The organism is Undibacterium sp. WLHG33 (assembly GCF_049544815.1).
Taxonomy (GTDB): Bacteria; Pseudomonadota; Gammaproteobacteria; order Burkholderiales; family Burkholderiaceae_D; genus Undibacterium.
Genome location: NZ_CP186697.1, coordinates 2,295,326 through 2,308,244, shown reverse-complemented (window position 1 = coordinate 2,308,244; position 12,919 = coordinate 2,295,326). Strand labels below are relative to the sequence as shown.

Below are 12,919 nucleotides of genomic sequence, written 5' to 3'. Positions count from 1 at the left end.
TCAGCCTCAGCGCTTTGCCTGGAAAACTGCATCGCGCACGCTGATGCGTTTCGGAATCAGCTTCAGATCGGCAAAGGTATCTGCAATGCTTTGCTGTTCCTGAATCACGGCTTCCGATAAAGGTTTCACACCATAAGAAAATCGGCCGACGGACAGTTCAACGATAGTTGGTTCCAGACCGACCTGCACCGACAGAATTGCTGCGGTTGCCTTGATGTTCTTCGCGCTCCACTCGCCGGTCTTGGCGATCTCTTCCAGAATCACATTGATGATGGCGGGATGTTTTTGTGCATACGAACGCGAAGCGAGATAGAACTGGTGATTGCTGACAACGCCTTTGCCATCGGCCAGCACGCGCGCGCCGAGCTGCTTTTCAGCGGCCGCCAGAAACGGGTCCCAGATCGCCCAGGCATCAACACTACCGCGCTCAAATGCGGCTCGCGCGTCGGCTGGGGCAAGAAACACGACTTCCACATCCTTATACGCAAGCCCGGCTTTTTCCAGCAACTTCACCAGCAGGTAATGCACATTCGAGCCTTTGTTGAGCACGATTTTTTTGCCCTTCAGATCCGCCACCGATTTGAGTGCAGAGCCTTTCGGTACGACGATTGCTTCGCCCGCAGGTGCCGCAGGTTCATTGCCGACATACAGCAAATCGGCACCAGCCGCCTGTGCAAAAATCGGTGGTGCTTCACCGGTGGTGCCGAAATCGACACTGCCGACATTCAGACCTTCCAGCAATTGCGGCCCAGCCGGAAACTCTGTCCATTTCACTTCCACACCGAGTGGTGCCAGGCGTTTTTCCAGACTGGCATTACCTTTGAGTACAGTCAGCGTGCCGTATTTCTGATAACCGATACGCAGCACACTTTTCGCTGCACTGTTCTGTGCATGCGCGATGTTCTGACCACCAGCGGCAACGAGTGCCGCCAATGTCAGCACGCCCGTCAGCACACGACGGCGCAGCGCATTGGTTTTTTTCACCTGCTCAACATAACGTGTATAGCGGCGATGTGAATTGCTATTCTGATGCTCACTCATTTCATTTCCTCGATTGATAGGCAAGACTTACCCCTGCCGGAAATCTGGCATTGTGGTAACGCTTACGGGATTGCTGCTTAATGTCTGGATTTACAAATCTGCTACAGCGACGGTTTAAAATTCATCAACGAATTTTTATGCACCGCGCCAGCAACAACAGGAACAGATCAGGCGCGACAACACATCAGTTCTTTGATTGCCGGATTTTTCGACGCATGAGCATGGCGCAGGGAATGCAGGCTCTCAGTCAGCAACTGCACACCGTCAGCAATTCGCTGCGCTATCGCGGCATCCAACTGCAAGCCTTGCTGTTCGTGCCACTGAACCTGGGCATCGGTTGCATAAACGCCTGGCAGAACATGCCTTGCCGACAGCGATGTCAGCACTGGGCGCAGGGCGTAATCGAGCGCCAGCATGTGCGACTGGCTGCCCGCCGTTGCCAGAGGCAAAATGAGTTTTCCGTTCAGACCGTCTTGCGGCAGTATGTCTAAAAATGCTTTTAACAGACCGCTGTAAGCTGCTTTGTAAATCGGCGTGGCAATCACCAGTGCATCGGCACGCTCGACCAGTAATCTGGCGACATTCAGTTCGGTGTCGGAAAAATCCGCATTCATCAGCGCTTCCGCCGGCAGATCGCGGACATGCAGACTGACGGTACGCTGGCCGAGCACATTGAGCTTCTCACCGGCATACTGGAGCAGACGAGTGGAGCGCGACGGTGAAGACGGGCTACCGGAAAGCAAAAGAATAGTCATCGTGATTCCTTCAATGCGCTGTTGAGCATCATTATTTTTTATTCGGCTGATAAATCTGATCAAACACACCGCCATCGGCAAAATGGGTTTTCTGCGCAACAGTCCAGCCACCGAAGGTGTCATCAATATTGAAGAGCTTGATTTTGGAGAATTGTGCGGCGTATTTTTTCTCTGCTTTTTCACTGATAGGGCGGTAGAAGTTTTTACCGATAATGTCTTGCGCCTCGTCGGTGTAAAGGTAATTCAGATACGCCTCTGCCACTTTGCGCGTGCCGCGTTTATCGACCACTTTATCGACCACGGACAATGGTGGCTCCGCCAGAATACTGATGGACGGCGAGATGATTTCAAATTTATCCGCACCGAATTCTTTGAGTCCCAGATAAGCTTCGTTTTCCCACGACAACAGCACGTCGCCGATACCGCGCTCAGTGAATGTCACGGTTGAACCACGCGCACCGGAATCGAGTACCGGCACGTTCTTAAACAACTTGTGAACATACTCTCTCGCCGAGGCATCGGTACCGCCGGGTAATTTCAGCGCATAGCCGTACGCTGCCAGATACGACCAGCGTGCTCCGCCGGAAGTTTTCGGATTCGCGGTAATCACGGACACGCCAGGCTTGATCAGATCGGCCCAGTCTTTAATCCCTTTAGGATTGCCTTTACGTACCAGAAAAACAATCGTGGATGTATAAGGCGAAGCATTGTGAGTCAGTCGTTTTTGCCAGGTTTTCGACAGCAAACCGGCATTCGCGATCGCATCGATGTCATACGCCAGCGCGAGTGTGACCACATCCGCATCCAGTCCATCTATGACCGAACGCGCCTGTTTGCCTGAACCACCATGCGATTGTTTGATGGTGACTTTATCGCCCGTTTTTGCCTGCCATTGTTTTGCAAATGCCTGATTCACATCCTGATACAGCTCACGCGTAGGATCATAGGAAACATTGAGCAGCGTGATGTCTGCAGCTTGGGAAGCGCCGTGAATCGCACTGGCAAACGCGAAGCTGGCGAGGAGCAGGAGTTTTTTTGCTTTCATCTGTAATCCTTGGAATCAGTGTTGAATGAGGATCTCAGAATAATTCGCGACTTTATATTTGAAAACGAAGTATTTTTACGATCTATATTCAATTTTCATATAAAGACCTGTTTCAGCAGCATTTTTTCGCCTAGGCTACTATGTGCATCTTTCACGAAGGAGACCTCCATGCTGCGACGTTCTGTTGTCTTTTCTGTTGTCTGTTCCGCCGTCATTGGCAGTCTGGCTGCAATCAGCAGCCCGGCCTTTGCTGAAGAGGCAGAAGCCTGCCCGGCCATCCTGAATCACAAATTCAATCGCCTGCAAGACGATGTTCCGCAGGATCTTTGCCAGTACAAAGGTAAAGTTGCATTGGTCGTCAATACCGCCAGCTACTGCGGCTTTACCAATCAGTATGAAGGACTGGAAAAAGCCTATGCCAAGTACAGCAGCAAAGGTCTGGTGGTACTCGGTTTTCCGTCGAATGATTTTGGCAAACAAGAGCCGGGCAACAGCAAGGAAATCGCCGATTTTTGCTACAACACCTATGGGGTGAAGTTTCCTATGTTTGCCAAGTCATCTGTCACCGGCAAAGACATCAATCCTCTGCATGCACAGTTGGTCAAAGCAACCGGAACGACACCGAAATGGAATTTCTACAAATATCTGATCGATCGTAAAGGCAACGTTGTTGGCGCTTACAGCAGCATGACTAAACCTGACGATAAAAAGCTGGTTGCTGATATAGAAAAAGCGCTGGCGGAATAAGCCCGCGACCTACAGACAAACACCATTAATAAAAAGGCTGGAAGCCCCTGTTTATAAGGGCTTCCAGCCTTTTTTTATGATGTCGTACACGGAGTACAGGAACAACCAGAAAAGAGCGTATGTTACGCCACCGGTACTCTCGCCTGCTCTGACAAAAATCCCCCTATGGTGGCGTGCACCATAGCGTCAACGATCTGTTCGTGACTCAGACGCTGGTCACGCACCAGGAATTCCATCGTCGGATCGCAGGCGCGCGAATACAAGGTGTACACCAGCACATCATCTGGCACCAAGGCTGTCAAAGCCCCCTGTTCACGCGCGGTGGCCACCAGCGCATAAAAACGCTTATTGATCCGTAAAGCGACTGTTACATAATCAAAATTGAGCATCAGACTGCGTTGCAAAGCGCGGCTCGTCGATGGCAAATGCGGCACGCCTCCCTGCAAACGCAAACGCAAGGACCAGGCCAGAATATGCCGGATTTTATCTATTGCCGGCATGTCTTCCGGCAGAGTGTCCAATTCTTCCAGTGTCGCTTTCAGCAGACGAGTCAGTGCGGCCGCGGCCAGTTTCTCTTTCGAAGAAAAGTGTTTGTACAGACTACCTTTCGCGATACCAACCGCGTCAGCAACATCATCCATCGTCATCAGGTCATACCCTTTATCGGATAAAAGATGATTGACCGCATCAATAATGGCTTCTTCACGCGCGTCAAACTGCTGTTTTTTAAAGGGAATTTTTAGCTTTATCATTTTTTTCTGTACAACTTTAAACTTTGTAGTATATTTCGTGACTGATCAGTCACGAAATGAAATATCAGGTCACATTCTAACTCAAGCGTATCGGCATCGGGCAGGAATCTGCATTTCCTTGCGGTCAGATTGGTAACAGAATATGCCGGAAATAAGCGTAAATCGGGAATGCAAGCTGATTGGGCTGCATTCATTACAAAAAAATTAATCGTTAAAAAATGATGAAAATTGCGGTCATCGGTTCCGGCATCTCCGGTCTCTCCTGCGCTTATGAATTGTCCCGTGCGCAGCACGAAGTCAGCCTGTTTGAGGCTGACAGTTACTTTGGCGGACATACTCATACGGTGGACGTCACACTGGAAGAAAAGACCTATGGCGTCGATACCGGATTCCTGGTGTTTAACCATAAAACCTATCCGAATCTGGTTCGCTTATTTCAGGATCTGCAAATAGAAACCGTCGCCACGGATATGTCGTTCTCGGTCAAAATGCCGGTGGGAGGCAAAACTCTGGAGTGGGCAGGTGCCAATCTGGATACGGTGTTTACACAGCGCCGCAATCTGCTGAACCCGCGCTTTTTGCGCATGCTGCGCGACATCCTGCGTTTCAATAAGCAGACCACCGCGATGGCAAAAGCGGACGCAACAAATGATTTCCACATTCCACTCGGTCAGTTTTTGCAGCAGCATCGTTACAGCGACGAGTTTATCCACTGGTATCTGTTGCCGATGGCTGCCTGCATCTGGTCTTGCCCGACTGCGACCATGATGGAATTTCCTTTATCCTCATTCGTCAATTTCTGCCACAACCATGGCTTATTGCAGGTCAACGACAGACCGCAATGGCGTACCGTCAAAGGCGGCGCACGCCATTATGTCAACAAGCTACTGCCCCATATCGCGCACACCTATCTGCATGCGCCGGTCAGCTCGGTAAAGAGCAGTGCATCAGGACGGGTCAGCGTCACATCAGCAAGAGGAACGGAAGAATTTGATCACGTTGTCATCGCGACCCACAGCGATCAGTCGCTGCGAATGCTGAAAGACAGCACCACCGCAGAACAGCAAGTGCTGTCTGCGGTGAAATACCAGCCCAATCGCGCCGTACTACATACCGACGCCCGCTTTTTGCCGGAGAACCGCAAAGCCTGGTCCGCCTGGAACTATCAGAGTGCGAATGGAAAAGAACCGCAAGTCTGCGTACATTATCTGATCAATCAATTGCAGCCACTACCGTTCACCACCCCGGTCATCGTCAGTCTGAATCCGATTGAAGAACCGGCCCCTGAGAAAGTCATCGCCAGCTTCGATTATGCTCATCCCGTATTCGACGCAGCAGCGGTAAAAGCGCAAGCCATGCTGAATCAGATACAGGGGCAAAGGCAGATCTGGTTCGCCGGTGCATGGACAGGTTATGGCTTCCACGAGGATGGTCTGAAATCCGGCTTACGTGCCGCAAAAAATATCATCGCCAGTCAGACGCTGACATCACCTCTCGTCCTTGCCGCATAAAAATGACGCAGCCAAACACCGCCCCTCTACAACCACAGGCCGCAGCGCTGCGCATCCGTTTATGCACAGGGGAAGTCTTGCATAAACGATTGCGTCCGGCCAAAAATGCGTTCCGCTATGGCGTATTTTTTATCCGCGTCCCAGTACGCGCCCTGACGGCACAGGCCGTGTCATTGCCGTACCGTTTTTTTTCGCATAATCGTTTCAACCTGCTTTCTTTCTTCGACAAAGATCACGGGGATGGTCGGCAATCGTTGTCCAAATGGATCGATGATTTACTGCATGCCGAGGGTATCCATGACGCTGACGGTGAAATCTGGCTGCAATGTTTTCCGCGTGTCCTGGGCTATGTATTTAACCCGGTGTCATTCTGGTTTTGCCATCGCCGCGACGGCACTCTGAGAGCGATAGTTTGCGAAGTCAGCAATACCTTCGGCGAGAAGCATCTGTATTTACTTGAGCACGGCGACGCACTGCGCAATGGCGAAGAAATGCAGGCACAAAAAATCTTCCATGTCTCGCCTTTTTGCGAAGTCAAAGGCAAATACCGTTTCCGTTTTCTGCAGACGCAGCCACGGAATGCAGAACACAGCATCCGCCACGTCGCCCGAATTGATTACGATGATCAGCAAGGACCTGTGCTGCTCACCAGTATCTCCGGTGAAGAACAAACCATGACAGATCAGCAGATTCTGAAAGTTATGCTGCGCTATCCGCTGATGACCGCCGGCGTCGTTGTCCGTATTCATCTGCAGGCATTACGTCTGTGGCTAAAACGCGTTCCTTTTTTTTCCAAACCTGTTCCACCATCGCAAGAGGTCAGCCGATGAGCACAACGCATCCCACACTCTTACCTGTCAACAGTCAGGCGACACAACTGAATACCACGCATTTTCCGGCAGAAGCACGTTTTGTTATCAGCTTACTCAACAAGCTTGAGCACGGCAGTCTGAGCATACAATTCCCTGATGGACAAACAGCCTGTTTTGGCCGGGCAGATGACGGTAACCGGCATGTCACGCTGGAACTGAAGAACTGGCAACTTTATCGGGCAGTACTGAAATCAGGCGACATCGGATTTGCTGAGAGCTATATTGCCGGCCACTGGACCAGCTCACATCTGGCCGGATTAATCGAGCTGATCACACGTAACCGCGCTCAACTGGAATCGGTCATCTACGGCACATGGTGGGGCAATCTTTTATACCGCATTAAACATTTGCTGAACCGAAATTCAAAAGCAGGCAGCAAAAAAAATATCCATGCACACTACGATATCGGCAATGATTTTTATCGTCTGTGGCTGGATCCTTCCATGACCTATTCCAGCGCCATCTTTTCTTCGGATCAGGTGGAAAGTCTGCACGATGCACAACAGATGAAATACCGCCGCATCCTGCAACAATTGCAGTTGCCGCCACAAGCCAGTGTACTGGAAATCGGCTGTGGCTGGGGGGGATTCGCCGAGATGGCAACACGCGATGCACAAGCCCACGTGACAGGATTGACGCTCTCAACCGAACAATTGCATTTCGCCCGCGAACGTCTGCAGCGGGCAGGCCTGCATGCGCGCAGCGATCTGCAGATACAGGATTACCGCGATGCCCATGGTGACTACGACGCCATCGCGTCGATAGAAATGTTTGAAGCAGTCGGTGAAGAATACTGGCCAGGCTATTTCGACTGTCTGCAACGCAATCTGAAACCGGGTGGACGAGCCTGCATACAAAGTATCACGATTGCCGATGAATTATTTGAGCGCTATCGCAAAGGCACCGATTTCATTCAGCAATATATTTTCCCGGGCGGCATGTTGCCATCGATAGGCAAATTTCATCAGCTAGCGGAACAACACGGCTTGCAGGTGATAGATACATTTACTTTCGGTCTTGATTACGCGCGCACTTTACTGGAGTGGCGTAAAGCATTCATGGAAAAACTGGCGGAAGTCAGAGCGCAGGGATTTGATGAAGAGTTTTTGCGCACCTGGGAATTTTATCTTGCCTATTGCGAAGCCGGATTCCGCGCCGGAAATATCGATGTGGCGCAATTCACTCTGGTCAGAAAATGATCACCTTTCCTGCTCGCTGCTTTCTGTCGGCCTTCTTGCTCAGCGCCTGCTGCCTGACAAGTAGCGTACGGGGTGCAGCAAATGAGGCACCGCCGCCAATACGCGATGAAATTCCGCAGGCTGTATTACAGGGAACCGGAACTTACCGCTGGTTTGGTCTGACAATTTACGATGCTGCCCTGTGGCTGCCAGCCGGAAGCAATCCTGACACGCGGCAGCGCTTTGCGCTCGACCTGACCTACGCCAGAAATTTATACGGCAACAAAATCGCGGAAGCCAGCATCGATGAAATCGACAAACTGAAGCTCGGCACGCCTGAACAAAGGCAGCGATGGTTACTGCAGATGAAAGGAATATTTCCGGACGTCAGAGAAGGCAGCCGGATTACCGGCATACACATTCCGAATGAGGCGGCGCGTTTTTATCTGAATGGGAAATTCCTTGGAGAAATTCGCGACCCGGAATTTGCGCGTTCTTTTTTTGCAATCTGGCTGGACAAAAAAACCTCCGCCCCGGATTTGCGCAGCAAGCTGCTGGGGAATCTGGAAAAAACCTATCAATGACTGACAGTCTCTTCAGAAAGACACTATGAAACTCCATCACGTATTTAAAAATATTGTCGTGCTGGCTGCCTGTCTGCTGCTGGCATCCTGTGCCAGCAAATACGATCCGGCGCTGTACGCGAAAGAGCAGCCGCAGCTTTCTTTGCAGTACTATTTTAATGGCACGCTTGACGCCTGGGGCATGTTTCAGGATCGCTCCGGCAAAATAGTTAAACGCTTCACGGTCGTCATGCGCTGTCAATGGAATGGCGATACCGGCACGCTCGACGAAGACTTTACCTACTCTGATGGCACAAAACAAAAGCGTATCTGGACCTTGAAACAGACCGCTCCGGACCGCTTTACAGGGACGGCACCGGATGTGATAGGCGAAGCACAGGGCGTCGTTTCCGGTAACACACTGCACTGGAATTACGTGCTGGCGCTCCCGGTTGACGGCACCGTGTATCACGTTGATTTTGACGATGTGATGGTGCTGATGAATGACAAAGTCATGCTGAACCGGGCGATCATGCGCAAATTCGGCGTTGATCTCGGCAGTGTTACCTTGTCGTTCACAAAACGCGATGGACAGACAAAATGAATCCACGCATACGTGACTGGCAAGGAAAGCGTGTCTGGATCATCGGCGCATCAACCGGAATCGGCGCCGAAGTAGCCCGGCTGCTGCTCACCAAAGGCGCGACAGTGGCGCTGTCAGCACGTAACCGTGAGCAACTGCTGCAAATTGCGCAAGCCTATCCGGCCGCACGGGCATTGCCACTCGATGTAACCGATATCGTCAGTCTGCAAACAGCACATGCGCAGTTAATCGCAGAATGGCAACAAATTGATCTGGTTCTGATCGTGGCTGGTGCCTATAATGAAATGCGGGCAGACAGTTTTAATCTCGCCGACGCCAACCATGTTCTCGACATCAATGTACGTGGGGTCTATCAGTGTCTGGAGGTTGTACTGCCTAGCTTGCTAAAACAGGGAGCCGGCGGTATCGGCATCGTCGGTTCAGTTGCCGGATATTCCGGTTTGCCAAAAGCGCTGGCATACGGACCGAGCAAGGCAGCCATCATCAATCTGTGCGAATCACTGTATGTGGATCTGCATCCGAAGAACATTGCGGTCTATATGATTAATCCCGGCTTTGTCGCCACACCGATGACGGCAAAGAATGATTTCGAGATGCCGGCCTTAATGACAGCGCCAGCTGCAGCACAAGCACTGGTGCGGGGTCTGGAGCGAGGTGAATTTCATATCCATTTCCCGAAACGCTTTACGAACTGGCTGCGGCTGGCACGTCTGTTGCCGTACCGCGGTTATTTTTATCTAGTACACAAAGTGACAGGACTATAAATGAGCCCTCAGCAACATCAGGCCAGCCTGGACCGACTGGTCACTTTTTTTGAAACGATCAGCCTCAACGGAGTCGATCATATTGACCGGATTTATATCGAAGATGCGTATTTCAAAGACCCGTTTAATGAAGTGCGCGGCTCAAATAATATAAAACGGATTTTTCTGCATATGTTTGAGCAGGTAAATCAGCCGCGCTTTCTGGTGACTTCTACCGTACTGCAAGGCGACAATGCATTTTTATGCTGGGATTTCCTGTTCACGATGAAGCGTTTCAGCACTGAAGAACAATGCATACGCGGTGCCACCCACATCTGCTTTGCGACAGATGGCCGCGTCACCATGCACAGGGATTACTGGGATGCCGCCGAAGATCTGTACGAAAAACTCCCGTTACTCGGCGGTCTGATGCGTTTTTTAAAGCGGGCAGCAAACAAGTAAGCAAATACCGGACATGCTGTAACATCTGCTGCAGTATCCGGTTTTTGCCTGTATCACTCTGCCGCTTTTGCAGTTTTATAGGCAGGTAAATACTGCGCCAGTCTGGCTCCCATTTCCTGTCCCAGCGCCTGTAAGCCACTCATAGGTCTGACCATCACTTCAAAATCGCGTATCTTGCCGGCATCGTCGAAAGCAATCATATCAATCCCCTTGAGCTGCTTGTCGCCAACCCTGGCACTGAATTCAAGCACCACATTGAGCCCATCGTCAGACACGAATTCACGATGATAAGTAAAGTCCTGAAATACCTGGATTACCGTACCCAGAATCAACACGACCGCCTGCGCACTGGCATACGGCTGGTGCGCCATCGGGGAACGGAATACCGCTTCAGGGTGAACGATCTCCGCCAGTCCGTTGAGATCACGCTCAGCAATCATCTGATGCCAGCGCTGTAAAGATGCCGCTGCTAGTGGGTGCAGTTGATTCATCAGTGTCTCCTCCCTTTTTTTATCAGATCGTTGCTGCCAGACGTGTGCCCTGATTAATCGCCCGTTTTGCATCCAGCTCGGCAGCCACATCAGCGCCGCCGATCAGATGCACGGTTTTTCCTGCTGCTTCCAAAGCCGCCTGCAAATCACGGCGCGGTTCCTGACCTGCACACAGAATGACGTTATCAACTGGCAGTGTCTTTTGCTGACCATCAATCGTCACATGCAAGCCGGCGTCGTCAATCTTGTTGTATGTGACACCGGCAAACATATGGACTCCACGGTTTTTCAATCCGGTACGATGTATCCAGCCTGTGGTTTTCCCGAGTCCGTCACCCACTTTCGATGTTTTGCGTTGTAACAGGAAAATCTCCCGTTCAGGTGTCTCGATGTGAGCATCTGTCAGGCCGCCGACCGTCTGATAGGTCGTATCGACACCCCATTCAGCGAAGAATTTTTTCGGATCCAGACTAGGACTGGTACCGCTATGGCTCAGGTATTCCGCCACATCAAAGCCAATACCACCGGCGCCGATAATTGCCACACTCTTACCAACGACTTTCTTATCACGCAGCACGTCAAGGTAACTCAACACTTTCGGATGCGTCACGCCCTCAATTTCAGGTACTCTCGGTGTAATGCCGGTTGCCAGCACGACTTCGTCAAATGCGCTTAATTCATCAGCCTTCACTGGCGTATTCAATCGAAGTTTGACGCCGGTCAGCGTGATCTGTTTTGCAAAATAGCGCAGGGTTTCATAAAACTCTTCTTTACCAGGTACTTGTTTCGCAATATTGAATTGCCCGCCGATTTCGGCAGCAGCGTCGAACAGGGTGACGTCGTGCCCGCGGCTGGCGGCAGTCGTTGCGAAACTCAGACCAGCAGGTCCGGCACCAACGACAGCGATACGCTTGGCCTTATCCAGCTTTGCATTCACCAGCTCGGTTTCATGGCACGCACGCGGATTCACCAGACAGGATGTGATCTTGCCGCCGAAAGTATGATCCAGACACGCCTGATTACAACCGATGCAGGTGTTAATCTCATCTGCCTTACCTTGTTCTGCCTTGCGCATGAACAACGGGTCGGCCAATAAAGGACGCGCCATCGAGACCATATCGCAGAAATTATCGGCCAGCAGTTGTTCTGCCACTTCCGGGGTATTGATACGATTGGTCGCCACGAGCGGGATGTTCACATGACCTTTCAGTTTCTGGGTCACCCAGGCATAGGCCGCACGCGGCACCTTGGTGGCAATCGTCGGAATACGCGCTTCATGCCAGCCTATGCCAGTATTGATAATCGTCGCGCCAGCAGCCTCAATTGCCTTGGCAAGCTGTATTACCTCTTCCAGCGTCGAGCCGCCTTCGACCAGATCGAGCATAGACAGGCGATAGATGATGATGAAATTGGTGCCGACTTTTTCGCGGATACGACGTACGATCTCGACCGGAAAGCGGATGCGGTTTTCATACGCGCCCCCCCATTCATCGTCACGCTGATTGGTACGCGCAGCGATGAACTCATTGATCAGATAACCTTCCGAGCCCATGACTTCCACGCCGTCATAGCCTGCAGACTGCGCCAGACCGGCACAGCGAACGAAGTCATCGATCGTCTGCGCAACTTCCTCTGTCGTCAGTGCGTGTGGTTTGAACGGATTGATCGGAGCCTTGATCGCGCTGGGTGCAACCAGCGTCGGCTGATAGGAATAGCGACCAAAATGCAGAATCTGCATCGCGATCTTACCGCCTTCACGATGCACGGCATCAGTCACGATACGGTGATGCGCCGCTTCTGCTTCGGTGGTCAGCATCGCACCGCCATGCATAGGACGCGCACGCTCATTCGGCGCAATACCACCTGTCACGATCAGGGCAACGCCGCCGCGTGCACGTTCAGCATAAAAGGCTGCCATGCGTTCAAAACCATTGTCGACTTCTTCCAGGCCAACGTGCATGGAACCCATTAACAGGCGATTCGGCAAAGTGGTAAAACCCAGATCAAGCGGTTTGCTCAGGTGAGGATAGAAAGACATGGCGTTTCCTTATAGAAGAAGGAGAAAAACAGTAGCAGTCAGTTAAATTGACGATGCAAGGGATAGCGAGAGAATAACGAAACAACTTTATATATGCAACTGGTTGCATATAAAATG

General features: G+C 51.4%; 14 protein-coding genes. 8 read left to right on the top strand and 6 right to left on the bottom strand.

All coding sequences use genetic code 11. The annotated features are described in order from the left end of the window. Nucleotides 1-6: 6 nt before the first annotated feature. The 3 genes from ACOTSW_RS10565 to ACOTSW_RS10555 all read right to left on the bottom strand — a co-directional run bounded on the left by ACOTSW_RS10565 (nt 7) and on the right by ACOTSW_RS10555 (nt 2,841). Nucleotides 7-1,041: a sulfonate ABC transporter substrate-binding protein gene (locus ACOTSW_RS10565; protein WP_423679053.1), complete on the bottom strand. Its 1,035-nt coding sequence runs from the start codon at nt 1,039-1,041 to the stop codon at nt 7-9. A 167-nt stretch (nt 1,042-1,208) separates the two neighbouring features. Next, on the bottom strand, nt 1,209-1,796 hold the full coding sequence (ssuE, locus tag ACOTSW_RS10560; RefSeq protein WP_423679052.1) for an NADPH-dependent FMN reductase: 588 nt from the start codon (nt 1,794-1,796) through the stop codon (nt 1,209-1,211). A 31-nt stretch (nt 1,797-1,827) separates the two neighbouring features. After that, on the bottom strand, nt 1,828-2,841 hold the full coding sequence (locus ACOTSW_RS10555; protein WP_423679051.1) for a sulfate ABC transporter substrate-binding protein: 1,014 nt from the start codon (nt 2,839-2,841) through the stop codon (nt 1,828-1,830). A gap of 168 nt (nt 2,842-3,009) precedes the next feature. Between ACOTSW_RS10555 and ACOTSW_RS10550 the strand changes: the two genes are divergently transcribed. Next, nucleotides 3,010-3,588 carry a glutathione peroxidase gene (locus ACOTSW_RS10550; RefSeq protein ID WP_423679049.1) on the top strand — a complete coding sequence of 193 codons (579 nt, stop codon included), beginning with the start codon at nt 3,010-3,012 and terminating at the stop codon, nt 3,586-3,588. 122 nt (nt 3,589-3,710) lie between these two features. On the opposite strand, the gene ACOTSW_RS10545 is transcribed toward ACOTSW_RS10550, so the two are convergent. After that, nucleotides 3,711-4,340 carry a TetR/AcrR family transcriptional regulator gene (locus ACOTSW_RS10545; RefSeq protein ID WP_423679047.1) on the bottom strand — a complete coding sequence of 210 codons (630 nt, stop codon included), beginning with the start codon at nt 4,338-4,340 and terminating at the stop codon, nt 3,711-3,713. Nucleotides 4,341-4,561: 221 nt separating this feature from the next. Between ACOTSW_RS10545 and ACOTSW_RS10540 the strand changes: the two genes are divergently transcribed. The 7 genes from ACOTSW_RS10540 to ACOTSW_RS10510 are packed head-to-tail and all read left to right on the top strand — an operon-like array spanning nt 4,562 to nt 10,273. Further along, entirely contained in the window at nt 4,562-5,851 is a 1,290-nt protein-coding gene (locus tag ACOTSW_RS10540) for an NAD(P)/FAD-dependent oxidoreductase (protein ID WP_423679046.1), read from the top strand. A gap of 2 nt (nt 5,852-5,853) precedes the next feature. Further along, complete coding sequence (locus ACOTSW_RS10535; protein WP_423679045.1) at nt 5,854-6,681, top strand: DUF1365 domain-containing protein; 828 nt, start codon at nt 5,854-5,856, stop codon at nt 6,679-6,681. Beyond that, entirely contained in the window at nt 6,678-7,922 is a 1,245-nt protein-coding gene (locus tag ACOTSW_RS10530; protein ID WP_423679044.1) for a class I SAM-dependent methyltransferase, read from the top strand. Before ACOTSW_RS10535 ends, ACOTSW_RS10530 begins: the two co-directional genes overlap by 4 nt. Beyond that, nucleotides 7,919-8,485, top strand: a complete 567-nt coding sequence (locus ACOTSW_RS10525; RefSeq protein ID WP_423679042.1) for a chalcone isomerase family protein — start codon at nt 7,919-7,921, stop codon at nt 8,483-8,485. Before ACOTSW_RS10530 ends, ACOTSW_RS10525 begins: the two co-directional genes overlap by 4 nt. A 25-nt stretch (nt 8,486-8,510) precedes the next feature. Further along, nucleotides 8,511-9,068 (top strand): DUF3833 domain-containing protein, encoded by a 558-nt coding sequence (locus tag ACOTSW_RS10520; protein ID WP_423679041.1) that lies wholly within the window; start codon nt 8,511-8,513, stop codon nt 9,066-9,068. Next, on the top strand, nt 9,065-9,832 hold the full coding sequence (locus ACOTSW_RS10515) for an SDR family NAD(P)-dependent oxidoreductase (protein ID WP_423679039.1): 768 nt from the start codon (nt 9,065-9,067) through the stop codon (nt 9,830-9,832). The genes ACOTSW_RS10520 and ACOTSW_RS10515 overlap by 4 nt, the downstream gene beginning before the upstream one ends. Then, complete coding sequence (locus ACOTSW_RS10510) at nt 9,833-10,273, top strand: nuclear transport factor 2 family protein (protein WP_423679038.1); 441 nt, start codon at nt 9,833-9,835, stop codon at nt 10,271-10,273. 53 nt (nt 10,274-10,326) lie between these two features. Here the strand turns inward: ACOTSW_RS10510 and ACOTSW_RS10505 are convergent, their stop codons facing one another. Next, nucleotides 10,327-10,764, bottom strand: a complete 438-nt coding sequence (locus ACOTSW_RS10505) for a nuclear transport factor 2 family protein (protein ID WP_423679037.1) — start codon at nt 10,762-10,764, stop codon at nt 10,327-10,329. Nucleotides 10,765-10,786: 22 nt separating this feature from the next. Beyond that, nucleotides 10,787-12,802 (bottom strand): FAD-dependent oxidoreductase, encoded by a 2,016-nt coding sequence (locus tag ACOTSW_RS10500; RefSeq protein ID WP_423679036.1) that lies wholly within the window; start codon nt 12,800-12,802, stop codon nt 10,787-10,789. Nucleotides 12,803-12,919: the final 117 nt, after the last annotated feature.